This window comes from Thauera sp. DNT-1, from assembly GCF_055393985.1.
Genome location: NZ_AP043752.1, coordinates 115,412 through 139,146 on the forward strand (window position 1 = coordinate 115,412; position 23,735 = coordinate 139,146).

The 23,735-nt window shown below is 70.2% G+C and carries 22 protein-coding genes; 9 read left to right on the top strand and 13 right to left on the bottom strand.

From position 1 onward, the window contains the following. Positions 1-4: 4 nt before the first annotated feature. The 4 genes from ileS to tsaE all read right to left on the bottom strand — a co-directional run bounded on the left by ileS (position 5) and on the right by tsaE (position 5,771). The gene (ileS, locus tag ACZ5PP_RS00555) at positions 5-2,833 is read right to left on the bottom strand and encodes an isoleucine--tRNA ligase (protein WP_004310088.1); all 2,829 of its coding nucleotides are present in this window, start codon (positions 2,831-2,833) and stop codon (positions 5-7) included. Positions 2,834-2,877: 44 nt separating this feature from the next. Then, positions 2,878-3,816: a bifunctional riboflavin kinase/FAD synthetase gene (locus tag ACZ5PP_RS00560; protein WP_004310090.1), complete on the bottom strand. Its 939-nt coding sequence runs from the start codon at positions 3,814-3,816 to the stop codon at positions 2,878-2,880. Between the two features lie 93 nt (positions 3,817-3,909). Beyond that, positions 3,910-5,301: an N-acetylmuramoyl-L-alanine amidase gene (locus tag ACZ5PP_RS00565; protein WP_464826577.1), complete on the bottom strand. Its 1,392-nt coding sequence runs from the start codon at positions 5,299-5,301 to the stop codon at positions 3,910-3,912. Further along, positions 5,241-5,771, bottom strand: coding sequence for a tRNA (adenosine(37)-N6)-threonylcarbamoyltransferase complex ATPase subunit type 1 TsaE (gene tsaE / locus ACZ5PP_RS00570; protein WP_004310094.1), 531 nt, complete (start codon positions 5,769-5,771; stop codon positions 5,241-5,243). Before tsaE ends, ACZ5PP_RS00565 begins: the two co-directional genes overlap by 61 nt. 15 nt (positions 5,772-5,786) lie before the next feature. Between tsaE and queG the strand changes: the two genes are divergently transcribed. Both queG and ACZ5PP_RS00580 read left to right on the top strand, forming a co-directional pair. Next, positions 5,787-6,887, top strand: coding sequence for a tRNA epoxyqueuosine(34) reductase QueG (gene queG, locus ACZ5PP_RS00575; RefSeq protein WP_012585184.1), 1,101 nt, complete (start codon positions 5,787-5,789; stop codon positions 6,885-6,887). Positions 6,888-6,923: 36 nt separating this feature from the next. After that, the gene (locus tag ACZ5PP_RS00580) at positions 6,924-7,124 is read left to right on the top strand and encodes a SlyX family protein (protein ID WP_004317769.1); all 201 of its coding nucleotides are present in this window, start codon (positions 6,924-6,926) and stop codon (positions 7,122-7,124) included. A gap of 48 nt (positions 7,125-7,172) precedes the next feature. On the opposite strand, the gene ACZ5PP_RS00585 is transcribed toward ACZ5PP_RS00580, so the two are convergent. Continuing rightward, positions 7,173-7,466, bottom strand: a complete 294-nt coding sequence (locus ACZ5PP_RS00585; protein ID WP_004317766.1) for a cytochrome C oxidase subunit IV family protein — start codon at positions 7,464-7,466, stop codon at positions 7,173-7,175. Positions 7,467-7,476: 10 nt separating this feature from the next. Further along, complete coding sequence (locus ACZ5PP_RS00590; RefSeq protein WP_004317764.1) at positions 7,477-8,004, bottom strand: cytochrome c oxidase subunit 3 family protein; 528 nt, start codon at positions 8,002-8,004, stop codon at positions 7,477-7,479. 320 nt (positions 8,005-8,324) lie between these two features. Between ACZ5PP_RS00590 and ACZ5PP_RS00595 the strand changes: the two genes are divergently transcribed. Beyond that, positions 8,325-9,773 (top strand): tryptophanase, encoded by a 1,449-nt coding sequence (locus ACZ5PP_RS00595; RefSeq protein WP_464826578.1) that lies wholly within the window; start codon positions 8,325-8,327, stop codon positions 9,771-9,773. A 152-nt stretch (positions 9,774-9,925) separates the two neighbouring features. After that, the gene (locus ACZ5PP_RS00600) at positions 9,926-10,444 is read left to right on the top strand and encodes a CreA family protein (protein ID WP_004317760.1); all 519 of its coding nucleotides are present in this window, start codon (positions 9,926-9,928) and stop codon (positions 10,442-10,444) included. Between the two features lie 100 nt (positions 10,445-10,544). Here ACZ5PP_RS00600 and ACZ5PP_RS00605 read toward each other — a convergent pair whose 3' ends face one another. The 5 genes from ACZ5PP_RS00605 to ACZ5PP_RS00625 all read right to left on the bottom strand — a co-directional run bounded on the left by ACZ5PP_RS00605 (position 10,545) and on the right by ACZ5PP_RS00625 (position 14,923). Next, entirely contained in the window at positions 10,545-11,021 is a 477-nt protein-coding gene (locus ACZ5PP_RS00605) for a thioredoxin family protein (RefSeq protein ID WP_374615906.1), read from the bottom strand. 117 nt (positions 11,022-11,138) lie between these two features. Beyond that, complete coding sequence (locus ACZ5PP_RS00610) at positions 11,139-11,408, bottom strand: hypothetical protein (protein ID WP_004317758.1); 270 nt, start codon at positions 11,406-11,408, stop codon at positions 11,139-11,141. A gap of 112 nt (positions 11,409-11,520) precedes the next feature. Next, the gene (locus ACZ5PP_RS00615) at positions 11,521-13,488 is read right to left on the bottom strand and encodes a peptidase U32 family protein (protein ID WP_043745326.1); all 1,968 of its coding nucleotides are present in this window, start codon (positions 13,486-13,488) and stop codon (positions 11,521-11,523) included. 137 nt (positions 13,489-13,625) lie between these two features. Then, a complete protein-coding gene (locus tag ACZ5PP_RS00620) occupies positions 13,626-14,504 on the bottom strand; it encodes an ATP-grasp domain-containing protein (RefSeq protein ID WP_043745329.1) in 879 nt (292 codons plus the stop codon). A 62-nt stretch (positions 14,505-14,566) separates the two neighbouring features. Beyond that, the gene (locus ACZ5PP_RS00625) at positions 14,567-14,923 is read right to left on the bottom strand and encodes a VanZ family protein (protein ID WP_043745332.1); all 357 of its coding nucleotides are present in this window, start codon (positions 14,921-14,923) and stop codon (positions 14,567-14,569) included. 163 nt (positions 14,924-15,086) lie between these two features. Here ACZ5PP_RS00625 and ACZ5PP_RS00630 point away from each other — a divergent pair, with 163 nt between their 5' ends. Beyond that, positions 15,087-16,265, top strand: coding sequence for a PQQ-dependent sugar dehydrogenase (locus tag ACZ5PP_RS00630; protein WP_004317754.1), 1,179 nt, complete (start codon positions 15,087-15,089; stop codon positions 16,263-16,265). 48 nt (positions 16,266-16,313) lie between these two features. Here ACZ5PP_RS00630 and ACZ5PP_RS00635 read toward each other — a convergent pair whose 3' ends face one another. After that, positions 16,314-18,689 carry a protein kinase domain-containing protein gene (locus ACZ5PP_RS00635; RefSeq protein ID WP_464826579.1) on the bottom strand — a complete coding sequence of 792 codons (2,376 nt, stop codon included), beginning with the start codon at positions 18,687-18,689 and terminating at the stop codon, positions 16,314-16,316. A gap of 123 nt (positions 18,690-18,812) precedes the next feature. On the opposite strand from ACZ5PP_RS00635, the gene ACZ5PP_RS00640 reads away from it, so the two are divergent. Beyond that, positions 18,813-19,178 (top strand): diacylglycerol kinase, encoded by a 366-nt coding sequence (locus ACZ5PP_RS00640; RefSeq protein WP_004317751.1) that lies wholly within the window; start codon positions 18,813-18,815, stop codon positions 19,176-19,178. A 30-nt stretch (positions 19,179-19,208) separates the two neighbouring features. Here the strand turns inward: ACZ5PP_RS00640 and ACZ5PP_RS00645 are convergent, their stop codons facing one another. Continuing rightward, a complete protein-coding gene (locus ACZ5PP_RS00645) occupies positions 19,209-19,772 on the bottom strand; it encodes a peptidoglycan L,D-endopeptidase MepK (RefSeq protein ID WP_012585192.1) in 564 nt (187 codons plus the stop codon). A 43-nt stretch (positions 19,773-19,815) separates the two neighbouring features. On the opposite strand from ACZ5PP_RS00645, the gene ACZ5PP_RS00650 reads away from it, so the two are divergent. From ACZ5PP_RS00650 to ACZ5PP_RS00660, 3 genes are all read left to right on the top strand, one after another. Beyond that, on the top strand, positions 19,816-21,465 hold the full coding sequence (locus ACZ5PP_RS00650; RefSeq protein WP_082047843.1) for a L,D-transpeptidase family protein: 1,650 nt from the start codon (positions 19,816-19,818) through the stop codon (positions 21,463-21,465). An 88-nt stretch (positions 21,466-21,553) separates the two neighbouring features. Then, the gene (locus tag ACZ5PP_RS00655; RefSeq protein ID WP_004310660.1) at positions 21,554-22,780 is read left to right on the top strand and encodes a glycosyltransferase family 4 protein; all 1,227 of its coding nucleotides are present in this window, start codon (positions 21,554-21,556) and stop codon (positions 22,778-22,780) included. A 3-nt stretch (positions 22,781-22,783) separates the two neighbouring features. Further along, positions 22,784-23,638: a UDP-2,3-diacylglucosamine diphosphatase gene (locus tag ACZ5PP_RS00660; protein ID WP_004310661.1), complete on the top strand. Its 855-nt coding sequence runs from the start codon at positions 22,784-22,786 to the stop codon at positions 23,636-23,638. Positions 23,639-23,735 lie beyond the last annotated feature (97 nt).

Here is a 23,735-nt window from a genome sequence, read left to right on the forward strand (position 1 = left end):
TGCCTCAGGCATGGGCGCGGGTTTCGCCTTCGCCGAACAGGTTGCTCGCACAGCGCCCGCACAGGGTGGGGTGCTCGGCGTCGCTGCCGACCGTGTCGACGTAGTGCCAGCAGCGCTCGCACTTCTGCGCCGCGCTCGGGGTGGCGACGACGCGCTCGTCCTCGGCGCGGGCCACCTCGGACAGGGTGGCCGCCGAGGTCATGGTGACGAAGCGCAGGTCCTCGCCCAGGCTGGCCATCGCGGCGAACTTGTCGGCGGTGAGCGCGAGCTCCAGTTCCGCCTGCAGCGAGGCGCCGACCTTGCCTTCGGTGCGCAGCGCCTCGATGACCTTGAGGCCTTCTGCACGCACGGCGCGGATGGTCTCCCAGCGCGCGATCAGCCCGGCTTCGCCTTCCTGCGCGGGAAGGGCGTGGAAGGTGTGCAGCATCACGCTATCCTGCGTACCCTCGTCCTTGCCGGGGTGGATCACCGTCCAGGCCTCCTCGGCGGTGAAGGACAGGATCGGCGCCATCAGTTTCAGCAGCGTCTGCGTGATGTGCCACAGCGCGGTTTGCGCGGCGCGACGCGGCAGGCTGCCGGCGGCGGTGGTGTACAGGCGATCCTTCAGGATGTCGAGGTAGAAGGCGCCCAGGTCCTCGGCGCAGAACACCTGCAGCGCCTGCACGACGCGATGGAACTCCATCTTCGCGTAGTCGGCCTCGGCCTGCTGCGCGAGCTGGCGGGTGAAGGCGAGCGCGTAGCGGTCGATGTCCAGCCACTGTTCGAGCGGCACCGCGTCCGTGGCGATGTCGAAGTCGGCGGTGTTGGCGAGCAGGAAGCGCAGGGTGTTGCGCACGCGGCGATAGACCTCGACCACGCGGTCGAGGATTTCCTTCGAGATCGACAGCTCGCCGGAATAGTCGGTGGACGCGACCCACAGGCGCAGGATCTCGGCGCCGAGCTTGCCGGTGACCTCCTGCGGCACCACCACGTTGCCGAGCGACTTGCTCATCTTGCGGCCGGCCCCGTCCACCGCGAAGCCGTGGGTGAGCAGGCTGCGGTAGGGGGCGTGGCCGTCGATCGCGCAGCCGGTGAGCAGCGAGGAGTGGAACCAGCCGCGGTGCTGGTCGGAGCCTTCCAGGTACATGTCGGCACGCGGGCCTTCGGGGTGGCCGTCGTTGTGCGAGCCGCGCAGCACGTGCTTGTGCGTGGTGCCGGAGTCGAACCAGACGTCGAGCGTGTCGCTGATCTTCTCGTACTGCGCGGCCTCGGCACCGAGCAGCTCGGCGGCATCGAGCTTGAACCAGGCCTCGATGCCCTCCTGCTCCACGCGCAGCGCGACCTCCTCCATCAGCTCGACGGTGCGCGGATGCAGCTCGCCGGTCTCCTTGTGCAGGAAGAAGGGGATCGGTACGCCCCAGTTGCGCTGGCGCGAGATGCACCAGTCGGGGCGGTTGGCGATCATCGCGTGCAGGCGCGCCTGGCCCCACGCGGGGTAGAACTTGGTGGCCTCCACGGCGCGCAGCGCGCGCTCGCGCAGTGTGGAGCCGTCGGCGGCGACCCTGTCCATGCCGACGAACCACTGCGCGGTGGCGCGATAGACGAGCGGCGTCTTGTGGCGCCAGCAGTGCATGTAGCTGTGGGTGATCTTGCCGTGCGAGAGCAGGGCGCCGACCTCGGCGAGCTTGTCGACGATCGCCGGGTTGGCCTTCCAGATGTTCATGCCGCCGAAGAAGGGAAGGTCGGACACGTACTGGCCGCCGCCCGTCACCAGGGACAGGATCTCGTCGTTGCTGCGGCCGTACGCGTGCCACGAGTTGAAGTCGTCCACGCCGTGCGCTGGCGACGAGTGCACGATGCCGGTGCCGGCGTCGATGCCGACGTATTCGGCGAGATACACCGGCGAGACGCGGTCGTAGAAGGGGTGGCGGAACTCGATGCGTTCGAGCGCCGCGCCCTTGGCGGTGGCGATGATGGTGCCTGCGAGCTGGAAGCGCTGCAGCGCGGATTCGACGAGTTCCCTGGCGAGCACGAGCAGACGATCGCCGACATCGACCAGCGCATAGTCGAACTCGGGGTGGGCGTTGAGCGCCTGGTTGGCGGGGATGGTCCACGGGGTGGTGGTCCAGATCACCGCGGCGGCGGGCTTGTCGAGCCTGGCCAGGCCGAATGCGGCGGCGAGTTTACGCAAATGAGTGCCGGCGTCCGCGTCGGATACCGGGAACGCGACATCGATCGTCGGCGAGGGCTTGTCGGCATATTCCACCTCGGCCTCGGCCAGCGCCGAGCCGCAGTCGAAGCACCAGTTCACCGGCTTCAGGCCCTTGAACACGTAGCCGTTCTTCGTCATCTCGGCGAGCGCGCGGATCTCGTTGGCTTCGTTGGCGAAGTCCATCGTGCGGTAGGGGTTGTCCCAGTCGCCGAGCACGCCGAGGCGGATGAAGTCGGCCTTCTGGATCTCGATCTGCTCGGCGGCGTAGGCGCGGCACAGCTCACGCACGCGGTCGGCGGGCAGGTTCTTGCCGTGCGTCACCTCGACCTTGTGCTCGATCGGCAGGCCGTGGCAGTCCCAGCCCGGAACGTAGGGCGCGTCGAAGCCGGCCAGCGTCTTCGAGCGCACGATGATGTCCTTGAGGATCTTGTTCAGCGCGTGGCCGATGTGCAGGCTGCCGTTGGCGTAGGGCGGGCCGTCGTGGAGCACGAACTTGGGCCGGCCGGCGCTGGCCTTGCGGATGCGCTGGTAGAGCTTCTTCTGCTGCCAGTCGGCGATCCAGTTCGGCTCGCGCCTGGGCAGGTCGCCACGCATCGGGAAGGGGGTGTCGGGCAGGTTGAGCGTCTTGCGGTAGTCGGCCATGGCGGGATCGGAAGTCGGTGGGATCGGCGGGGTTCGTCGGGCCTTCAGGCGGGCAGGGGGTTCGCGGCCAGCCAGTCGCGGGCCGTCTGGCTGTCGAGGGCGATCTGCGCGCGCAGCGCGTCGAGCGAGGGGAATTTTTGCTCGGCGCGCAGGCGATGCAGGAAATGTACGCGGATGTGGGCGCCGTAGCAGTCCTGCGTCCAGTCGAAGAGGTGGACCTCGAGGCGGGCGCGGCCGTTCGCGGTCGCGGTCGGGCGCAGGCCGATGTTGGCGACGCCGGCCACCGGGCCGGATGCGAGGCCTTCGACGCTTACCACGTAGACACCGCCCAGCGCCGGGCGGCGGTGCTTCATCTGGATGTTCGCGGTCGGGAAGCCGAGCTGGCGGCCGAGCTTGTCGCCGTGGCTGACGCGACCGGCGATGCTGTAGGGGCGGCCGAGCAGGCGCGCGGCGTGGGCGAGGTCGCCCTCCGCGAGCGCGGCCCGCACCGCCGAGCTGGACACCCGCTCGCCCGCGACGGCGAGCGTGGGCATGGACTCGACCCCGAAGCCGCCCTCGGCGCCGGCCGCGCGCAGCATCGCGAAGTTGCCCTGGCGGCGGGCGCCGAAGCGGAAATCGTCACCGATGAAGAGATGGCGCACGCCGAGGCCGCGCACCAGGATGTCGTCGATGAAGGCCTGCGCGGGCTGAGCGGCGAAGCGAGCGTCGAAGCGGCAGACGTGGCAGCGGTCGACGCCGGCGGCGGAAAGCAGCAGCAGCTTCTCGCGCAGCGAGGCGAGGCGGGCAGGGGCGTCGGCGGGGCTGAAGTATTCGCGCGGGTGCGGCTCGAAGGTGAGCACCACCGCCGGCAGGCCGAGCGCACGGGCCTTGTCGGTGAGCAGCGAAAGCAGCGCCTGATGGCCGAGATGCACGCCATCGAAGTTGCCGATGGTGAGCACCGCAGCCGTGTCGGCCTGCTCGGGAATCCCGCGGTGAACCTGCATAAGCGCCTGAAAAAGCCGCGATTATAGCGGCAAAGCCCGCTATTGCGGGCCTTGCGGGCAGACTTGCTCGGGATGCGGGCGGTGCGCTCGCCCTCAGTCGAGCCGCGCCACGCGGGTCGGCCCGCTCGGGGCGTGCTCCTCGAAATAGCGCTTGACGCCGCGCATCAGCGCCATCGCCATCTTGTCCTGGTAGGCCTCGTCGTTGAGACGGCGCTCTTCCTGCGGGTTGCTGATGAAGGCGGTTTCGACCAGCACCGAGGGGATGTCGGGTGCGCGCAGCACCGCGAAGCCGGCCTGTTCCACCTCGGGCTTGTGCAGCCGGTTGATGGTGCCGAGCTCGCCGAGCATGGCGCGCCCGAGCTTGAAGCTGTCGTTGATCGTGGCGGTCTGCGACAGGTCGAGCAGGGTGCGGGCGATGTGGCCGTCCTGGCGGGCGAGGTTGACGCCGCCCACGAGGTCGGCATCGTTCTCCTTCTGCGCCAGCCAGCTTGCCGCCGAGCTCGAGGCGCCGCGCTCGGAGAGCACATAGACCGAGCTGCCGTTGGCCTCGGGGCGAACGAAGGCGTCGGCGTGGATCGACACGAAGAGATCGGCGCGCACCCGGCGGGCGCGCGCCACGCGCTGGTGCAGCGGCACGAAGTAGTCGCCGTCGCGCGTGAGCACCGCGCGCATGCCGGGCATGGCGTCGATCTTGCGCTTGAGGCGTTGGGCGATCGACAGCGTGACGTCCTTCTCGTAGCTGCCGCCACGACCGATCGCACCCGGATCCTCGCCACCATGGCCGGCGTCCAGCACCACGGTGTACAGGCGATCGACCGCCGGCTCGTTACGCTTGCCGCGGCGCACCGGCTCGCGCGGCTCCTCGCGCGCCACCGCGGTGGTGTTGCCGCCGGCGTCGCCCATCGCGGCGTCCATCGGCGAGTCCTTCATGATCAGCGCCATCAGCGGATCGTGGGCCTCGGTCGGGTGCAGGTCGAGCACGAGGCGGTGGCCGTAGTTGCCCACCGGGTCGAGCGTGAAAACTTGCGGATTGATCGCGGCCTTGAGCTCGATCACCACCCGCACCACACCCGGTCGGTTCTGCCCGGCGCGGATCAGGCGGATGTAGGGGTCGGAGTCGAGCACCTTCGAGGGCAGGGACTGCAGCACGCTGTCGAGCTGCACGCCCTCGAGGTCGACCACCAGGCGCTGCGGGTCCTCGACCAGCATGTGGCTGTGGCGCAGGCGCGAGGAGCCCTCGAGGGTGATGCGGGTGTATTCGGCCGAGGGCCATACGCGCACCGCGAGCAGGCTTGCCGAACTCGCCAGCCCGACCGGGCTCACCAGCATGGCGAGCGAGGCGCCGGCGAACTTGAGCAGGCCGCGGCGATCGATGCGCCCCGCGGCGAAGGCCTCGACCGCAAGCCCCGGAGTCTGGCCGAGACTCAGGTCGTCCCGGGCGCCGGGTCCGCGCCCCGCAAAGCTTTCACCAGTCCGATCACGCATGTTCGCCCCGCTTCCGTGTTTGCGCTGATCGCCACATCCCGCCCGGATTCACCGGCCTGCAGGACGATTTCGACGTCGGGAGAGGGCAGATGGGGCGAGGCCTTGTCCGGCCATTCCACGATGCAGACGCCCTCACCGGCGAAGTATTCGTCCAGCCCCGCGTCGAGATATTCGTCGGGCGAGGTGAAGCGATAAAAATCAAAGTGATATAAGTTTAAGCTAGAAACCACGTAAGGTTCAATCAAGGTGTAGGTCGGACTCTTCACCTTGCCCTCGTGGCCGAGCGCGCGCAGCAGGCCGCGGGTGAGGGTGGTCTTGCCGGTGCCCAGGTTGCCCTGCAGCCAGATCTGCAGTCCGGGCGCGAGAACGCCGGCGAGCGCGCCGCCAAGCGCCACGGTGGCCGCCTCGTCGGGTAAATGCGCCTGCAGGCGCGCGCCGTTATCATCGGCAGTCTGGATCGACTCGATCATCGGGACCTCTGACAAATGGAAACAAAATTGCCGACGCCGGACGGGGCGGCGGTCGACGGGACCGTCCTCGACGGTGCGGCACTTGTTGCGCGGATCAGACAGTGGGGGCGCGAACTCGGCTTCGACGCGGTCGGCGTGGGCGGGGTCGATCTCGCCGACGCCGAACCCGGCCTGGTCGCCTGGCTGGAGGCCGGCTTCCACGGGGACATGGATTATATGGTGCGCCACGGCATGAAACGCGCGCGCGCCGCCGAACTCCTGCCCGGCAGCGTGCGCGTGATCAGCGTGCGCATGGGCTACTGGCCGGATGCCGCGCCGGCCATGGACGTGCTCGGCGACCCCGAGCGCGCCTATGTGTCGCGCTACGCGCTCGGCCGCGACTACCACAAGCTGGTGCGCAACCGCCTGCAGAAGCTCGCCGACCGCATCAGCGCGGAGGTGCCGCACCAGTACCGCGTGTTCACCGACTCGGCGCCCATCCTCGAAGTCGAGCACGCCAGTCGCAAGGGCCTGGGCTGGCGCGGCAAGCACACCCTGCTGCTCGATCGCACCGCCGGTTCGTGGTTCTTCCTCGGCGAGATCCTCACCGACCTGCCGCTGCCGGTGGACGCGCCGGTGGCGTCGCACTGCGGGCGCTGCACGGCCTGCATCGACGCCTGCCCCACCGGCGCCATCGTCGCGCCCTACCGGCTCGACGCACGGCGCTGCATCTCCTACCTCACCATCGAGCTGCACGGCGCGATCCCCGAGGAGCTGCGCCCGTTGCTCGGCAACCGCATCTACGGCTGCGACGACTGCCAGCTCGTGTGCCCGTGGAACCGCTTCGCCCAGCTTGGCCGCGAGCCCGATTTCGCCCCCCGCCAGGGCCTCGACGACGCCCGGCTGGCCGAGCTCTTCGCGTGGACCGCGGCGGAGTTCTCCGAGCGCACCGCAGGCAGCCCGATCCACCGCATCGGCCACGCGCGCTGGCTGCGCAACATCGCGGTCGCGCTCGGCAACGGCCCGGCGACGCCCGCCGCGCGCGCGGCCTTGCAGGCGCGCGCGGACGACGAGGATGCGGTGGTGCGCGAGCACGTCGCCTGGGCGCTCGCCCGCCTGGCCGCCGCCGCCGGCTAGAATGCGTGCCCGCAAACCGATTCAGGACCGCCCGCCATGGAAGAGCGCATCGTCGTGCTGGAGACCAAGCTGATGGCCGCCGAGGACCTCCTCGACGAGCTCAACCGCACGGTCTGGCGCCAGCAGCAGGAACTCGACCTGCTGCGCCAGCATCTGCATCAGCTCGCCCAGCAGGTCAAGACCCTGCAGCCGGGCGACCCCCTTCGCCCCGAAGACGAGATCCCGCCGCACTGGTGAGCGCGGCCGGCTTGCACGAGGCGGCGGCCTGCTGCGCCGTCGGCCGGCCTAGCCGAGCAGCGCGCCGGTGAGGCTGGAGAGGGTGTCGCCGAAGGCGGTGGTGAGGATGACCAGGATCGGCATGCCGTGGCAGAAGGCGAGCACGGCCCGGCGGATGCGCGGGTGGGCTTCGTGGAGCTCGAGGAAGTAGTTGCACACCAGACGCAGCTTGATCGCCATCACCAGCGACACGCCCACCGCAACCAGCACGGCGTTCGCGTCGGAACGGGCGATGCCCGCGCCGCCCACGCTGAGCAATACCAGCATCAGCCAGGCGAGATCGATCTTGCGTTCGGGGCTCATGCGGGTTTCCTCATCCGAGCAGGTAGAAGAGCGGGAAGATCATCAGCCAGATCATGTCGGTGACGTGCCAGTAGCAGGCGAAGGCCTCCAGCCCGCTGTGCTCTTCGGGGGTGTAGGCGCCCAGGCCCGTACGCGCGATCACCCACATCATGCCGAGCAGGCCCCAGAACACATGCACCAGGTGGGTGAAGGTCAGGTAGTAGTAGCTGACGATGAATACCCCGGCGCTGCCGTCGAGCCCGAGCGCAAAGTTGCGCTGCAGCTCGAAGATCTTGATCGCCGGGTAGCCCAGCCCGAACACGAAGCCGGCGAGCATCCAGCGCACCGTCGCGCGTCGGTCGCCGCGTCGCATCGCGTGCAGCGCGCGCGCCACGCACCAGCCGCTGGTGAGCAGCATCAGGGTATAGCCGGTGCCGGCCAGCAGCGAGAGCCGCTCGGGGCCCGCCTGGAAGGCTTCCGGGTGGTGGGCGCGGGCGATGAAGAAGACCGCGAACAGCAGGGCGAACTCGGTGATCTCGCAGAAGATTCCCACCCACATCGCCTTGCTGCCGGGGATGCGCCCCGCGGCCGCCTGCGGCGGTCGGGGAGCCAGGGTCGGGACTGGAGCGGTCGGGGAGAGGGGCACGGCAAGGGTCACGGCGGGGCGGGCGGCGCAGGGCCGCGTCGATGAGGCACTGAGCGCAAGTCTGCCAGCCTGGCCGCTTCCTTCCCTTGATTCCGCTCAGGAAGCGAAGCGGATGCCGCGGCCATGTTTCCGTTCGCGTCAACGACTCTTGCGCTGCATCAACATCCGCTGATCCCCGTCGTGGTCCGATGGCGACCTTCATCCACGCAAGTCGCACGAGGAGGCAGCCCGTCATGGCGAAAGTGAAGTTCTTCGGAGAAGAGTCGATCCCGCTCGAGATGCACAAGGTCCGCATCGTCCAGAAGCTGAACCTGCCGCCGGTCGAGCGCCGGCTCGAGGCGATCACCGAGGCGGGCAACAACACCTTCCTGCTGCGCAACGCCGACGTGTTCATGGACATGCTCACCGACAGCGGCGTCAATGCGATGAGCGACCAGCAGCTGGCGGCGATGATGATCGCCGACGACAGCTACGCCGGCAGCGCCACCTACACCCGGCTGGAGAACAAGCTGCGCGAGATCTTCGGCATGCCCTTCTTCCTGCCCGCCCACCAGGGCCGCGCGTGCGAGAACATCCTCGCCCAGGTGCTGGTGTCCCCGGGCTCGGTGGTGCCGATGAACTACCACTTCACCACCACCAAGGCGCACATCACGCTCAATGGCGGCAAGGTCGAGGAGCTCGTCGCCGACGTGGGCCTCGAGGTGGTCAGCGTGCATCCCTTCAAGGGCAACATGGACGTCGCCAAGCTGCGCGACGTGATCGGCCTGCACGGTGCCGACAAGATCGCTTTCGTGCGCATGGAGGCCGGCACCAACCTGATCGGCGGCCAGCCCTTCTCGGTGCAGAACCTCGCCGACATCCGCAGGGTGTGCGACGAGTTCGGGCTGATGCTGGTGATGGACGCCAGCCTGCTCGCCGACAACCTGCACTTCATCAAGGAGCGCGAGGAGGCCTGCAAGGGCCTGAGCATCCGCGACATCACCCGCCGCATGGCCGACCTGTGCGACGTGATCTACTTCTCCGCGCGCAAGCTTGGCTGCGCGCGCGGCGGCGGCATGTGCATCCGCAGCGAGGAGCTGTACCGCCGCATGCGCGGCCTGGTGCCCCTCTACGAGGGCTTCCTGACCTATGGCGGCATGTCGGTGCGCGAGATGGAGGCGCTCACCGTGGGCCTCGAGGAAACCATGGACGAGGAGGTCATCAACCAGGGTCCGCAGTTCATCGGCTTCATGGTCGACGAGCTCGTCAAGCGCGGCATCCCGGTGATCACCCCCGCCGGCGGCCTGGGCTGCCACATCAACGCGATGCAGTTCGTCGACCACGTCCCGCAGGCGCAGTACCCGGCGGGCGCGCTCGCCTCGGCGCTCTACATCGCCGGCGGCATCCGTGGAATGGAGCGCGGCACGCTCTCCGAACAGCGCGAGCCTGACGGCAGCGAACTCTTCGCCAACATGGAGCTGGTGCGCCTGGCGATGCCGCGGCGGGTGTTCACGCTGTCGCAGGTCAAGTACGCGGTGGACCGTCTCGAGTGGCTGTACGCCAACCGGCGCCTGATCGGTGGTCTGGTATTCACCGAGGAGCCGGAGATCCTGCGCTTCTTCTACGGCCGCCTCGCGCCGGTATCCGACTGGCAGAACGAACTCGTCGCGCAGTTCCGCAAGGACTTCGGCGACAGCCTCTGACGCCGTCCGGCGGCGCCGTCAGGCGCGGAGCCGCCGGGCACCGACCGCCGGCGGCACGATGCCGCGGCATGCCGCCCGGATGCGGACGCGCGCATCCCGATGGTGTCTTGGGGGTGCGATAATGTCGGTCTCGCAGCCTTCTGGAGGCCTTCATGCTGAAGTCCCATGCGGTACTTGAATCGCGTCGTCCGTCGCTGTCCGCCTCGGTCGCAGCCGCAGTGCTCGCGCTGGGTGTCGCCCTGCCCGGAGTGGCCGTGGCCGAGACGGTGGGCCACGTCGACACGGCGTTCAAGCTGATCGGCCGCAACCACCAGGTCGTGGTCGAGGCTTTCGACGATCCCTCCGTCAAGGGCGTGGCCTGCTACGTCTCGCGCGCGCGCACCGGCGGTCTCAAGGGAACCTTCGGCCTCGCCGAGGACACGTCCGACGCCTCGGTCGCCTGTCGCCAGGTCGGCGACATCTCCTTCTCCGGTCCGCTGCGCGAGCAGGAGGAGGTGTTCTCGCAGAGCGCCTCGATCCTGTTCAAGAAAGTGCGCATCGTGCGCATGGTGGACCCGAAGCGCAACACGCTGGTCTATCTCGTCTACAGCGACAAGCTGATCGAGGGCAGCCCGCAGAACAGCGTCACCGCCGTGCCGGTCCCGGCTGCGCTCGCCATCCCGCTGCGTTGAGCGCCCCGCACGCGAGGCCTGTGCGCGGTGCGCCGCGCCGGCTTGCGGCTGCGGCGAAGGCGCGAACCCATGCGGAGGCGCGGGTGCGCATGTCGGCGCCTCAGCCGCCGCCCGGCTGCGACAGGCGGCGCGCGAGTGCTCCGATCTCCGCCGCCAAGCCCGGCGCGGCGCGGGGTGCTGCGGCGGCGAAGGTCTCGACCAGGCGCGCCACCACGCTCTCATGCGGCAGGCTGACGCCATAGTGCAGCGCGACGCCGGCGCGGAACAGCGCCAGGGTAGGGAAGTTCTCCACGTCGAGATCACCGACGAGTTCGGCATCGTCTTCCACGTCCGCCCAGGCGAAAACGACGTCGCGCCTTGCCTCGGCGAGGCGCTCGAGCGTGGGGCGGAACTCGCGGCAGGTGCCGCACCACTGCGCGCACAGTGCGAGCACCACGAGGGGGGCGTCGGTCGCAGGCTGTGCGGCGAGCTGGTCCACCGGCAGGACCCGGGTGGGCGAGGCGGCGGTCGTGGCAGAAACGGTCGGCTGCGCAGGCGCGCCAGCGGGTGCGCCGCAGGGCGTGGCTCCGGAAGGCATGGGCGAGGAGCGCCCGGACTCCGCGGTGGAGGGGGCGGAAGACGCGGAGGGCTCGGCTGCGGGGGGGACGGGCGTGGCGTTCATGGCTCGGGCTTGGCGCCCGCCCGCGCGTGAGGCTCAGGCCGGGCAGACTTCCTGCATGCTGCACTTGGCGATGCCGAATTCGGTCTCGACCAGCAGCGGATAGGCGGCGCCGCCGAAGCGGCCCGAACTCGCGATGTTATAGCCGATCACGCTTCCGGGCACGCGTCCGACGAGCACGCGACAGCCGATGCGGAAACCGGCGCCGATCGCGTGGCGGATCGCACGTTCGGCGGTGTCCAGGGCGGAACGGGCGCCGGCGGCCTTGCGGCGACCCTCGAGGACGGTGAGCGAGCGGGGGTACATGGTCTCCTCCTGCTGGGCGATTGGCGGAACGCCGTGATTTAACGTTGACGTTAACGTTAAATCCGCTCCACATCAAGAGCCTTGTCCACCGGCGCGGGCGGGACGGCGGGGGTCAGCGCACGGAGGCGTTGGTCTTGCGCTGGGGTACGAAGCTCACCTTGTGCGCCACCACGGTGTCGCGCATCTTCGCCACGTGGGGACGCAGCGCGCCGATGACGTGCATCTCGCAGCGCTTGCAGTCGAACTTCAGCGTCAGCGTCTCGTCGCCATTGACCAACTGCATCGGGTCGGGGCGGATGCCCTTGACCTCCTTCGGACACAGATTGAAGCTGTAGCGCAGGCAGTGCTTGGTGATCATCAGCGAGACGTCGTCGCGCTCCTCGTTGGCCTCGTATGCGGCGTCGATCAGCTTGACGCCGTGGCGGGCGTAAAAGGCGCGCGCCTTGTCGTTCGACACGTTGGCGAGGTAGCTCAGCGCGTCCTGCGGGTAGGGCACCGGCGGCTCGACCGGCGCGGCCCGCAGCGGGCGGGCGTGGGCCGCGAGGCGGCCGGCCTCGAGCCGCTCCACGGCATCGCGGCGCAGCGCATTGAGCTGTCCGGCGGGCAGGAAGGGCGCGGCGGGCAGGTCGAGCACGAGCTCGCCTGCGCTGAAGATCGTGTTGCCCAGCTTGCCGAGGTGCTCGCGCAGGGTGGCGAGTGCACGCTCGGCGTTCTGTGCCGGCTCGAAGGCGGCGGCAAGCGTCGCGGTGACGGCGACGCCGTCCTCGTCGGTCAGGGTCAGCGCGAAGCCGTCGTGGGTGGCGGCGAAACGTGCATCGACACGGATGCGGCGCTCGGCCGACTTCTTCCCCAGCGCGCGCTCGAATTCGTGGTCATGGTTGCGGAACAGCGAGGTGCCGGGGACCAGGTCGGTCGGCAGGGGGTCGGCAGGGAAGATGCGGTCGATGCCTTCGCCGCCGCCGTCCGCCTCGGCGCGGTTCACCCGCAGGCCGGTGAGCTCGCCCTTGGGGTCGTACCAGGTCAGGCCGTCGGCGTTGTGGATCGGCGCCGCGCGCTCGACGTCGAAGAACTTGCGCCCCTTGGTGTCGATCTTCTTTACGCGGCCGATGGGCTCGCCGACGAACTTGGGCGATTCGAACGCCTCGATGCCGTGGCGGCGATCGTTGGTGAAGTAGTCCGTGTAGCCGCGGTTGAAGGTCTTGTCGGCCTGCGGGGTGAAGAAGAAGAAGGTGCGTCCGCTGGAGGCGCGGCGATATCGGGCGCCGTCGGTGTCCGGGTGCTCGAGGATCTCGTCGATCAGCGTGCGGTAGTGCGCGGTGATGTTCTTGACGTAGGAGAGATCCTTGTAGCGGCCCTCGATCTTGAACGAGCTTACCCCCGCGGCGGCGAGCGCGCGCAAGTTGGCGCTCTGGTTGTTGTCCTTCATCGACAGCATGTGCTGGTTGCTGGCGACGGTGTGGCCGTCCTTGTCCTTGAGGTCGTAGGGCAGCCGGCAGGCCTGCGAGCACTCGCCGCGGTTGGCGCTGCGCCCGGTGTGCGCGTGGCTGATGTAGCACTGGCCGGAGAAGGCCACGCACAGTGCGCCGTGCACGAAGTATTCGAGCTGGCAGGTGGTGGCCGCGGCGATCTTCTTCACCTCGTTCAACGACAGCTCGCGCGCCAGCACGATCTGCGAGAAGCCCACGTCCTGCAGGAAGCGCGCCTTGCTCGCGTCGCGGATGTCGGTCTGGGTGCTGGCGTGGAGCTGGATCGGCGGCAGGTCGAGCTCGAGCAGGCCCATGTCCTGCACGATGAGCGCGTCGACGCCGGCATCGTACAGTTGCCAGATCAGCTTGCGCGCCGGCTCGATCTCGTGGTCGAAGAGGATGGTGTTGGTGGCGACGAAGACCTCGGCGTGATAGCGGTGGGCGTGCTGCACGAGGCGCGCGATGTCCTCCACCGAGTTGTCCGCGGAGGAGCGCGCGCCGAAGGCCGGGCCGCCGATGTAGACCGCGTCCGCGCCGTGGTCGATGGCCTCGATGCCGAAGTCGGCGGTCTTGGCGGGGGCGAGGAGTTCGAGGGTGTGGCGGTCGATGCTCATCGGTGGTTGAAGTGCGCAAGCGCTTGATTGGAAAGGCCGCGATGATAACAAGGTGTGCGCCGGCAGGTGCGCCCGACCGCAAAAAAGGCGCGCCGCCGGTGCTGGCGGCGGATCGCACGGTGCGCCCGTGCCCGCGCCTATCCTTGCGCCTGCGCCACTTCGAGCCGGCGTGCCAGTTCGGCGGCGAAGTTCGCGGCCGCGTCCGGGGTTGCGCCGAGGAAGAGTTCGGGCTCGATGGCCTCCAGCTCCATCAGTGCCGGCCGACCCTCGTGGCTCACCAGGTCGACCCGGGCATAGGTGGTCGCCGCGGGCGCCTGCGCGAGCACGGCCTCGGCCAGCCTGCGCTCGGCCGCGCTCGGCGTGTGCGCATGCACCGTGCCGCCGTACAGGTCCTGCACACGATAGTCGCCTGCGGCAGGGCGTTTGCAGATGGCATGGGAAAAGACCCCGCCGAAGTAGATCATCGACACCTCGCCCGCCTCTGCGATGCTGTGCACGAAGGGCTGGACCATGACGTCGCCCGCTGCGACCAGGTCCTCCAGATGCGCGCGGCAGGCGGGGTCGTCGGCCCTGGCGCGTAGGGCGCCGATGGCGCCGATGGACACCGCAGGCTTGACCACCACCTCGTCCCAGCCCTGCGCGGTCAGCCGTGCGCCGGGGGCGGTGTCACCGCGTTCGATCCACAGCGTGGGCACGGTGGCGACGCCGCCGGCCGCGAGTTCGCGCAGGTAGCCCTTGTGGCTGTTCCACGCGATCACGGCTACCGGGTTGACGAGATGGGTGAGCGCGCTGGTGCGCTCGGCCCAGGCCAGGAAAGCGTCGAGGTGGCGGAAGTAGTCCCATGGCGTGCGTACCACCACGAGGGGGTACGCGGCCCAGTCCTGTTCGCTGTTCCAGGGCGGCACGTCGGCGACGATGCCGCGCTGCGCGAGGGCGTCGACGAGCAGGTGGGTTTCGGGATCCGGCTTGGCCATCGTGGCGCCGGTGACGAGGGCGATGCGCGGGTGGTGGAGCATGGGCAGGCCTGTTCGGGAGGTGTCGAGCGCGGACCGCATGGGCCCGCGTGCCGGCAGGGAGTTTACCGGGCGTTCGCCGTGTTCGTTTTCCGGTTGCGGAGGAAGGGCAGCAAGACCAGCAGCCCGACCGCGTCGGCGAGCCAGTCGAGCGGATCGCCGACGCGGTAGGCGGTGGTCGACTGCGCCACCTCCATCGCCGCGCCGTAGGCCAGCAGCCCGGCCGCGAGCAGGCCGACGCGTCGCGGCCAGGCGGCGACGCCGAGGATCGCGAGGCCGGCGAAGAGCAGGGCGTGCTCGACCTTGTCCTGCCAGGAGAACAGCTTGATCACCGGCTCGATCGGCATCAGCGCGAGCCAGAAGGCGCCACCGAGGGCGGCGATGAAGAGCACGCGCAGCAGCGTGCGAACGGATGTGGGCATCTGTGGTCCGAAAAAAGCGGTTGGCTGCCTGTCGGTGGTGCGGCGCGCGCAGCAGCGCTGGGAAGGTGGCGGCGGTTCGGTGTCGTGCGTCGATGGCTGGCGGAGCTTAGCGGCAAATGCGCGGCGCGTGGTGCGGCGCGCAATAACCTGGGGAGATGACCCGATGCAGGATGGCAAAGTTCGCGAACTTTCGAGCTCGCGCACGCGCGCAGCGCTGCGCGTCGCGCTGCTCGCCGGCATGCTCGCCGCCGGCAGCATGCACGCCCCGCTCGCGGGCGCGACCGGCATGGTGTATCCGAGCGAGACGGGGCCGCTGCGCGTGACCGAGGTCGCGCGCGGTCTGGAGAGTCCGTGGGCGCTCGCCTTCCTCCCCGACGGTCGCATGCTGGTGACCGAGCGCCCGGGGCGGATGCGCATCGTCGATACGGCAGGGCGGGTGTCGGAACCCATCGCCGGCGTGCCCGAGGTCCATGCGCGCGGGCAGGGCGGCCTGCTCGACGTTGCGCTCGCGCCCGACTTCGACCGTGACCGCCTGATCGTGTTCTCCTACGCCGAGCCGACCGCGCGGGGAGCGCGCACCGCCGTGGCGCGCGCGCGGCTCGACGTCGACGGCCTGCGCCTCGAGGACGTGCGCCGCATCTTCGCGCAGGACGAGGATCCCGCGGGCAATCACCACTGGGGCTCGCGCCTGGTGTTCGGGCGCGACGGCCGCCTGTTCGTGACCCTGGGCGATCGGTTCCACCACCGCGAGCGCGCGCAGGCGCTCGACAGCCATCTCGGCAAGGTGGTGCGCATCGATCCCGACGGCGGCGTGCCCGCCGACAACCCGCTCGTGGGGCGCGCAGGCGTGCGCGGCGAGATCTGGTCCTGGGGCCACCGCAACGTGCAGGGTGCGGCCTTGCACCCGCGCACCGGCGAGCTGTGGACCCACGAGCACGGCCCGCAGGGCGGCGACGAGATCAACCGCACCCTGGGCGGGCGCAATTACGGCTGGCCGGAGATCACCTACGGCCGCGAATACGTCACCGGCCGCAAGATCGGCGCCGGCAGCGAGCGCGAAGACGTGGCGGCGCCGGTGCTGCAATGGACACCCTCGATCGCCCCCTCGGGCATGGCCTTCTATACCGGCGATGCCTTCCCGCAGTGGCAGGGCAACCTCTTCGTCGGCGCACTCAAGTTCCAGCTGCTCGCCCGCCTGGTGCTCGATGGCGAGCGCGTGGTGCGCGAGGAGCGCCTGCTCGAAGGCCTGGGGCGGATCCGCGACGTGCGCCAGGGGCCGGACGGCCGCCTGTGGCTGCTCGACGAGAGCGCCGGGCGGGTGCTGCGGATCGATCCGCAGTGAGCGGGGCTCGCGTGCTCGTCCCCGGAAGCCTCGCGGGGGCGATTCACCTTAGCCCGCCTGCTTGATCGCCAGCACCGCCTGGTTGCGCAGGGTGCGCAGCATGGCGAGCTCCTGCTCGCCGATGCGCAGCTCTCCGGCGCGATCCTTGTCGGCGTAGATCATCGCCACCGGGCGGCCCTTGATCGTGAGTGGAAAGAGCACGAAGGTGCGCGCCGCCACCGACCTGCGGTACCAGGCCGGCACGCGGGCGGCGATCTTGGGGTCGTCCACATCGCTGATCAGCACGTCCACGCCGCGTGCGGTGGCCACGTTGAAGACGTTGTCGGGCTGGGCCGAGAGGCTGAAGCGCAGCTGCTTGGCGAGCTCGCCTACCTCGGGGCCGAAGCCGAAGCGCCCGCACATGGCGTTGCTGCGCGCGTCGCGCACGCACAGCAGCACGCGCTTGAAGCCCATCGCGCGGTACATGGTCTCGAGGATGATGCGCAGCACGTCGTTGAGGCGGAAATCCTCGACCAAGCTGTTGCTGATGTCCTGGATGCCTGCGCTCAGCACGGCCTGCGGGTCGGCGGCGCGCTGGCCTTCCGCACCGCCCTCGGCGGGCAGCGACTGCTCGAGCAGCGCGGAGGCGGGCATCAGCGTGGCGTCGACCCGTGCGCCCTCCGCCGGCGTGCTGCCGTCGATGAAGTGACGCAGGTTGCGCCCGAAGCGCGTCTGCGCGAGGCTTACCTTGACCACGCGGGCGAATTCGCCGATCTCGTCGACCGCGCTGCGCAGGTGCTCGCGCGCCTCGCGCGCAGGCACCGGCACGGCCTCGTCGAAGCGCGCGGCGATGTCGGCCAGCGCACGCTCGCGCTCCGCGGGGGCGAGGCGCGACACCGCATCGCAACACGCGTTGGCGCAGGCGGCCAGGCTCTGCAGGCGCTCGTCGGCACTGCGCGGCGCATGGACCGGGCCCTCGGGCAGGGTGCGCATGCTGTTCTGGATCAGCTCGGGGAAGCCCCAGGCGCGCGCGAGCGCGATGCCGAGTTCCTCGTAGCCGGCGCCGAGCACGCGCTGCGCCGCGCTCTCCTCGCTGCAGCCGTGCTGCTGCACGACGCGGCGGATGTCCTCGCTCTCCTCCGGGAAGTAGAACTGGCACAGCAGCCTGCCCAGATTGTGGAACACCGCGCAGATGTAGCTCTGCTCACCGTCGCGCAGGCGCAGGCGCCGGGCGAGTTCGCGCGCGAACAGGCCCGCCAGGCAGGCGCGCAGGAACTCCTCCTGCAGTTGGCTGGCGTTGGACTTGTTCTGCAGGTGCTCGAAGAGCAGCACGGTGATCGCGATGTTGCGCACCGCATCGAAGCCGAGCACCACCACCGCGCGCGAGATCGTGCTGATGCGCCCGCCGCCGGCGGGGCGGAAATGCGCGGAGTTCACCACCCGCAGCAGCTTGTTGGTGAGGCCGAAGTCGCGCAGGATCAGTGCCGACAGGGTGCCCACGCTCTCCGATTCGCTGGCCGCGATGCGGTTGATCGCCACTACCGATTCGGAGAGTGCGGGAAAGTCGCCGCGGTGCTTCATGCGGCGCATCAGGAAATCCACCGCGCCCGGCCTGGCCTCGCTGCCGGCCTCCGGGTCGGTCTCGGCGGGCTGGCGCCAGGCTTCGAGCGCGAGGCGGAACTCGGCGGCGTCGGCAAAGCGCGCGAGCGGGTCGAGCGCGGCGGCACGCAGCGCGATCGCGGCCAGGGCCTCGTCGACCGGGGGGCCGTCCGCGGGCAGGGTGACGGGTGTGCTGCGCGTGCGCTCGAGGACCCTCTTCACGCCGCCCTCGCGCGCCAGCGGACGACCGGCGAGCAGCTCGATCAGCAGCACGCCGGCGGCGAAGACGTCGTTGCGCGGGCCGATCTCGCGGCGCTCGATGTACTCCGGCGCCATGTAGCCCGGAGTGCCCGAGAGGCCTTCGCTGGCCCCCGCGGCCTCGATGCGGCGGGCGATGCCGAAATCCATCACGCGCGCATGGCCGCCGGCGTCGAGCAGCACGTTGCTGGGCTTGAGGTCGCGATGGATCACGCCCTGCGCGTGCGCCTCGGCGAGCGCGGCGAGTATCTCCAGCATGCGCTCCACGGCCTCGCCGGCAGGTAGCGGCCCGCGCCGGTCGAGCAGCGCGGCCAGGCTTTCGCCGGGCACGTACTCGAACACCAGGTAAGGATCGCCGCCGTCCTCGCCGGCCTCGAACACCGGGACGATGCCGGGGTGGCGCAGCCGGCTCACCGCGCGCGCCTCGGCGAGCAGCGAGGCGTTGTCGTGGCCGGGGCGGGGGCCGAGGTGCAGCGCCTTGAGCGCCACCTCGCGCTCGAGCTGCGGGTCCCACGCCAGGTGCACCACGCTCTGTGCGCCGCGGCCGAGTTCGCGGCGGATCTCGAAGCGGCCGATCGTGCGCGTCATCGTACCCCCTCCGCCGCCGTGCCGGCGCCGGATCGGGAGCGTCGGAGCCGCGCAACGGCGCGGGTCGTGCCGCGCTTTCGTGGCATGATCGCGAACCTTTCGAGCACGGATGGATGAGCCAGGATGGAAAGTCCCTTCAAAGGCAAGACCGGTCTGCGCCGGATCTTCAACGCGGCCCGCTATTCGATGGACGGACTGCGCGCAGCCTACCGGCACGAGGATGCCTTCCGCCAGGAAATATGGCTCACCCTGGTCGCGGTTCCGCTCGCGCTGTGGCTGGGCGAGGGTGCGGTCGAGCGCGCGCTGATGATCGGCAGCGTCCTGCTGGTGCTGGTGGTGGAATTGCTGAACTCGGCTGTGGAGGCGACGGTCGACCGGGTGTCGCTGGAGCGGCACGAGCTGGCCAAGCGCGCGAAGGACGTCGGCAGCGCGGCGGTGCTGCTCGCACTGCTCCACGCTGCCGTGGTGTGGGGCTTGCTGCTGTTCTGAAAGGGCCGATGCGGGCCGGGTGCGACGGGATCAGGCCGACCGCGGACCCCAGCTGCGCACCGGACCGGTGTCGATGTGCACGAAGTCGGAGTCGGGGTAGTAGCCGACGCCGCCGCCGCCGAGCGCGAGCGCGGCGTCGCGCAGGCGGGCGGTATCGACGCCCACCAGGCGGATGTCGATCGCCTTGCCGTCCATGTGCAGGCTGCGCCTGGCCACCCCGCCGCCGCGTGTCTTGCGCAGCATGGTGTTGGTGGTCGGCGAGCGGTAGCCCGAGATGATCTCGAAGGTGTTTCCGCCGCACGCGAGGCTCAATGCGTGAAGCATGTCATAGAGGCGCGGATCCATCCGTGTAGACTCTCCGGTCCGAAAGTCGCGCAAGAGCCAGTCGATGCGCTGCAGGGCGGGCTGGATGTAACCCTGGCGGTTGCGGAAGGCGACGCTCAGGCGCTCGTCGGTGTGAGTGTGGCGGAAGTCGAGTTGCGGGTCGCGCTGGGCGGCCTGGGCGGCGGCCGAAAGCCCCAGCGGCAGCGTGGCGAGGCCCTTGAGTAACAGGCGGCGGTGCGGCACGACCTGATTCCGGACGATCTTAGACATGGATAATAAGCAATCCGAACAAGTACTTGAGGCCGGAATCCTAATGCAAAGCAAGCCCGGTCTGGGCAAATGTTTTGTAACTGCCGCGGCCCTCGCCGCGCTGGCCCTCATGGCGTCCTGCGTGCATGCGACAGCGGCTGGCGAGGCCGCGGTGGTCGCGGTCGAGCCGGCCGCGAGCGACTCCGCGCTCGCGCTGCGCATCGAGCAGCGCCTGCGCGAGCGCGCCGCGACGGCCGACGACCCCATCGCGCTGTTCTACCTCGCGCGTGCCTACCGCTCGGTGTGGACCGAACCTGCGCGCGTGCACGCCCTGCTCGCGGCGGTCGAGGCGGTACGCGGGCATGGGCTGGATGCGGCGGATTTCGCCCCCGCCCGCCTGCGCGCCGGTGCCGTCCCCGCGGCCGATCCCGAGCGTGCGGCCGAGCGCGAGCTCTTGCTCACCGACACCCTGGCCGCGCTGCTCTTCCAGCTCCGCCATGGCAAGGTCGACCCGCGCGCGCTCTACCGCGAGTGGAACTTCACCCCGCCGCCCAGGCCCTACGAGCGTGCGGCCGAGCTTGCACGCGTGCTGCAGGCGCCCGATCTGGCCGCCGCGGTCGACGCGTACGCGCCGGACCTGCCGCTCTACCGCGCGCTGCGCGCCGAGCTGCTCGCCCAGCAAGGCCGGCTCGCCGTGGGCGACTGGCCCAAGGTCGCCGCCGGGCCCACCCTCAAGCCCGGTGCAAGCAGCTCGCGCGTGGCCTCGTTGCGCGCGCGCCTGGCCGCCGCGGGCGAGCGCGTGTCCGAGGCGCGCGACAAGTCCCACTACGACGAAGCTCTGGTCGAGGCGGTCAAGCGCTTCCAGGCCGCGCACGGCCTGCAGGCCGACGGCGTGCTCGGGGCGCAGACCCTGGAGGCGCTCAACGCCAGCCCGGCGCAGCGCGTGGCGCAGATCCGCGCCAACCTCGAGCGCCTGCGCTGGGTGGCGAGCGACCTGCAGGGCGACCGCCTGCTGGTGGACATCGTCGGCTACCACGCCGACCTCGTGCTCGACGGCCAGCCGGTGTGGTCCTCGCGGGTGATCGTCGGCAAGCCCAAGCGGCGCACCCCCTCGCTGCTCGACAGCGTCACCCATCTGGTGCTCAACCCGAAGTGGGTGGTGCCACCCACCATCCTGCGCGAGGACGTGATTCCGGGCGCAGCGCGCAACCCGTCCTATCTCGCCAACCGGCGCCTGCGCGTGGTCGATCGCAGCGGGCAGACGGTGGACCCCGCCACCATCGACTGGAGCGGGGCGCGCCAGAGCGGTTTTCCCTATCGCGTCGAGCAGCAGTCCGGTGCCGACGGCTCGCTCGGGCGGATCAAGTTCTCGCTCTCCAACCCCTACGTGATCTACCTGCACGACACCAACGCGCGCTCCCTGTTCAAGCGCGCCGAGCGTGCGCTCAGCTCGGGCTGCGTGCGCGTGGAGAAGCCCGAGGAGCTGGCGGTGCTGCTGCTCGCCGACAGCGGGCGCTGGAGCGCGCAGGCGCTGCAGGCGGCGCTCGACAGCGGGCGCACGCGCACCGTGGACGTGGGGCGCGACGTCAAGGTGTTGCTGCACTACGCCACCGCGGCGCTCGACGAGGCGGGCAGGGTGCTGCTGCGCAACGACATCTACGGCTACGACGCGGCGATCGTGGCCGCGCTCGATGCGCCCGCGCCGGCGCGCTGAAGCTGTGGCCCCCGGCACGCGCCGCGGTAAGCTCGCGGCAATGCCGGCGTAACACCGCTGTCTTGCGGCCCCCCTAGTCTGCGGGGCCATGAGAACGCTCGACTACACCACCGAAGACCTCTGCCGCGCGCCGCGCCTGCGCATCGCGCTTGTGACCGAGACCTGGGCGCCCGAGGTCAATGGCGTGGCCATGACCCTGGGGCGGATGGTCGACGGCCTCATCCGCCGCGGCCACGGCGTACAGCTCATCCGCCCGCGCCAGCGCCCCGGGGAGACCGCGGCGCACGGCGAGGGCCTGGAAGAGGTGCTCGCCCGCGGCCTGCGCCTGCCGCGCTACGACGGCCTCAAGCTCGGGCTGCCGGCGCGGGTGCGTCTCGTGCGCGAGTGGTCGCGCCAGCGCCCGGACCTGGTGCACGTGGCGACCGAGGGGCCGCTCGGGTGGACCGCGGTCACCGCGGCCAACAAGCTGCGCATCCCGGTCAGCTCCGACTTCCACACCAATTTCGACCACTACAGCGGCCACTATGGCATGGGCTGGCTGCGCCAGCCGGTGGCGGCCTACCTGCGCCGCTTCCACAACCGCAGCGCGGCGACCTTCGTGCCAACCGCGGCGCTCGCGGCGCAACTCTCGGCGCAGGGTTACCGCAGCGTGGAGGTGATCTCGCGCGGGGTCGACACCGCGTTGTATTCGCCGGCGCGCCGCGACGAGGCCTTGCGCCGTGCCTGGGGCCTACCCCCGGGCGGGCTGGCGGTGATCAGCGTCGGCCGCCTGGCGCCGGAGAAGAACCTCGGCCTCGCGATGCGCGCCTTCGCAGCGATCCGCCGCCTGCGCCCGGACGCGCGCATGGTCCTGGTCGGCGACGGCCCCCAGCGTGCGGCGCTGGCGCGCGCCCACCCCGACGCCGTCTTCGTCGGCATGCGTCACGGCGAGGACCTCGCCGCGCACTATGCGTCGGCCGATCTGTTCCTGTTCCCCAGTCTCACCGAGACCTTCGGCAACGTCACCCTCGAGGCGATGGCGAGCGGCGTGTGCCCGGTGGCCTACGACTACGCCGCCGCCGCCGAGGTGATCCGCGACCTCGGCAACGGTGCCAGCGTGGCCTGTGGCGACGAAGAGGGCTTCATCGCGCGTGCCGTACAGATGGCCGGGGCCGATGCGCTGCGCGCGGAGCTCGCGCGCGCCGCGCGCCGCAGCGCCGAGGCGATCGATTGGGAGCGGGTGAACGATCGCTTCGCCGCGGCCCTGCTGCGCGTGTGGCGGGCGGGCAGCGGCCGGCCCCTCGATTTGTCCGAACCCCGCCCGGAGGAGACCTGAACCATGAGCAGCGTGCGCGCGATCTTCCTCTCCGATGTCCATCTCGGCACCCGTGCCTGCCAGGCCGAGCGCCTGCTCGACTTCCTGCGCGAGCACGAGTCGGATTACCTTTTCCTGCTCGGCGACATCGTCGACTTCTGGGCGATGAAGCGCAGCGTGCAGTGGGCGCCCAGCCACAACACCGTGGTGCAGAAGGTGCTGCGCCGCGCCCGCCACGGCTGCCAGGTGATCTTCATTCCGGGCAACCACGACGAGGCCTTGCGCGAGCATGCCGGCGTCGCCTTCGGCGACATCCGCGTCGAGTCGGAATGGATCCACCACGCCGCCGACGGCCGGCGCTACTGGCTGGTGCACGGCGACGAGTACGACCAGGTCACCCGCCACCACCGCTGGGTGGCGCTGCTGGGTGACGTCGCCTACAACGCGCTGGTGCGCATCAACCTGCTGCTGTCGCGTGCGCGTCGCCTGCTCGGCGTGCCGGGATACTGGTCGCTCGCGGGCTACGCCAAGCAGAAGGTGAAGAAGGCGGTGAGCTTCATCTTCGACTTCGAGGATGCGGTCGCCCACGCCGCGCAGCAGCGCGGGGTGGACGGGGTGATCTGCGGCCACATCCACTGGGCCTCGGATCGCCGCATCGGCGACATCCGCTACCTCAATTGCGGCGACTGGGTGGATAGTTGCAGCGCCGTCGTCGAGCACCACGACGGCCGCATCGAGGTGCTGCAGTGGGGCGCGCTGGGCGCGCACGCGCTCGCTCCGCTGCCGGCGCTGCCTGCACCGAGGCCCGCGTCCGTTCGACCGCAATCGGCGCCGGTTCCGGCGGGTGCCGAGCGCATCTACCTGATGCCGGACATCTGAACCCGCGAGGCCCCTCGGCCGCCGCATTCGCGCCTTGCGGCGCTCCTGCATCGGCAGGGACCGTGGCGGTTTTCGGTAGGAGCGCCGCAAGGCGCGA

Excerpts from the sequence above, each read along its gene's own strand:
- ACZ5PP_RS00585 (WP_004317766.1), bottom strand. The coding sequence starts at position 7,466 with ATGAGCCCCGAACGCAAGATCGATCTCGCCTGGCTGATGCTGGTATTG.
- ACZ5PP_RS00660 (WP_004310661.1), top strand. The coding sequence starts at position 22,784 with ATGAGCAGCGTGCGCGCGATCTTCCTCTCCGATGTCCATCTCGGCACC.
- ileS (WP_004310088.1), bottom strand. The coding sequence starts at position 2,833 with ATGGCCGACTACCGCAAGACGCTCAACCTGCCCGACACCCCCTTCCCG.
- tsaE (WP_004310094.1), bottom strand. The coding sequence starts at position 5,771 with ATGATCGAGTCGATCCAGACTGCCGATGATAACGGCGCGCGCCTGCAG.
- ACZ5PP_RS00600 (WP_004317760.1), top strand. The coding sequence starts at position 9,926 with ATGCTGAAGTCCCATGCGGTACTTGAATCGCGTCGTCCGTCGCTGTCC.
- ACZ5PP_RS00595 (WP_464826578.1), top strand. The coding sequence starts at position 8,325 with ATGGCGAAAGTGAAGTTCTTCGGAGAAGAGTCGATCCCGCTCGAGATG.
- ACZ5PP_RS00565 (WP_464826577.1), bottom strand. The coding sequence starts at position 5,301 with ATGCGTGATCGGACTGGTGAAAGCTTTGCGGGGCGCGGACCCGGCGCC.
- ACZ5PP_RS00625 (WP_043745332.1), bottom strand. The coding sequence starts at position 14,923 with ATGCCCACATCCGTTCGCACGCTGCTGCGCGTGCTCTTCATCGCCGCC.
- ACZ5PP_RS00615 (WP_043745326.1), bottom strand. The coding sequence starts at position 13,488 with ATGAGCATCGACCGCCACACCCTCGAACTCCTCGCCCCCGCCAAGACC.
- ACZ5PP_RS00590 (WP_004317764.1), bottom strand. The coding sequence starts at position 8,004 with ATGTGGGTGGGAATCTTCTGCGAGATCACCGAGTTCGCCCTGCTGTTC.
- ACZ5PP_RS00605 (WP_374615906.1), bottom strand. The coding sequence starts at position 11,021 with ATGCCTTCCGGAGCCACGCCCTGCGGCGCACCCGCTGGCGCGCCTGCG.
- ACZ5PP_RS00640 (WP_004317751.1), top strand. The coding sequence starts at position 18,813 with ATGGAAAGTCCCTTCAAAGGCAAGACCGGTCTGCGCCGGATCTTCAAC.
- ACZ5PP_RS00610 (WP_004317758.1), bottom strand. The coding sequence starts at position 11,408 with ATGTACCCCCGCTCGCTCACCGTCCTCGAGGGTCGCCGCAAGGCCGCC.
- ACZ5PP_RS00655 (WP_004310660.1), top strand. The coding sequence starts at position 21,554 with ATGAGAACGCTCGACTACACCACCGAAGACCTCTGCCGCGCGCCGCGC.
- ACZ5PP_RS00635 (WP_464826579.1), bottom strand. The coding sequence starts at position 18,689 with ATGACGCGCACGATCGGCCGCTTCGAGATCCGCCGCGAACTCGGCCGC.
- queG (WP_012585184.1), top strand. The coding sequence starts at position 5,787 with ATGGAAACAAAATTGCCGACGCCGGACGGGGCGGCGGTCGACGGGACC.
- ACZ5PP_RS00560 (WP_004310090.1), bottom strand. The coding sequence starts at position 3,816 with ATGCAGGTTCACCGCGGGATTCCCGAGCAGGCCGACACGGCTGCGGTG.
- ACZ5PP_RS00650 (WP_082047843.1), top strand. The coding sequence starts at position 19,816 with ATGCAAAGCAAGCCCGGTCTGGGCAAATGTTTTGTAACTGCCGCGGCC.
- ACZ5PP_RS00645 (WP_012585192.1), bottom strand. The coding sequence starts at position 19,772 with ATGTCTAAGATCGTCCGGAATCAGGTCGTGCCGCACCGCCGCCTGTTA.
- ACZ5PP_RS00580 (WP_004317769.1), top strand. The coding sequence starts at position 6,924 with ATGGAAGAGCGCATCGTCGTGCTGGAGACCAAGCTGATGGCCGCCGAG.
- ACZ5PP_RS00620 (WP_043745329.1), bottom strand. The coding sequence starts at position 14,504 with ATGCTCCACCACCCGCGCATCGCCCTCGTCACCGGCGCCACGATGGCC.
- ACZ5PP_RS00630 (WP_004317754.1), top strand. The coding sequence starts at position 15,087 with ATGCAGGATGGCAAAGTTCGCGAACTTTCGAGCTCGCGCACGCGCGCA.